Source organism: Blautia sp. HCP3S3_C12, assembly GCF_052064155.1.
Lineage (GTDB): Bacteria > Bacillota > Clostridia > Lachnospirales > Lachnospiraceae > Blautia_A.
This window is the reverse complement of sequence record NZ_JBQHWC010000056.1, coordinates 1-484: the sequence shown is the minus strand read 5'-3', so window position 1 is coordinate 484 and position 484 is coordinate 1. Positions and strand designations below refer to the sequence as shown.

1 pseudogene is annotated in these 484 nt (G+C 45.7%); it reads left to right on the top strand.

From position 1 onward, the window contains the following. A pseudogene (locus ACTNDS_RS16695) lies at positions 1-311 on the top strand (IS200/IS605 family accessory protein TnpB-related protein); the annotation flags it as partial. Positions 312-484: the final 173 nt, after the last annotated feature.

Sequence of the window (484 nt, the reverse complement as noted above, 5' to 3'; positions counted from 1 at the left end):
GAATGCGGGTATCCAGAGTCTGCGCATGGAATACGAGCAGGCTTGCATACGATGGCTCCGGAAGTGTGTCCCGTGACCCGAAAAATCACAGTCTTTGTGTATTCCAGACAGGAAAAAGATATAACTGTGACCTGTCGGCATCGTATAATATCGGAGCAAGATATTTTATCAGAGAACTTTTAAAACCCCTTCCGGTAACGGAAAGGTCTTTGCTGGAGGCAAAAGTCCCTTCGGTAAAGCGTAGAACCTCATGTGTTTATGCAGATCTGAAAGAACTTCATTTACAAATGGAAATCTTAAAGGCAGCATAAATGCAGGCAGATATACAGCGGACTACCTGCAATGTGGGAACCTGCCATATCTGGCATGGAAAAATGCGCATAACTGCGCTGGCCTAAGTTACAGGCGTATCCGCCGATATTTAGTCTGACGCCTAAAGCGTCTGGAAGCACGCGACTTCAGTCGTGTGAGGATAAAGTTTTTA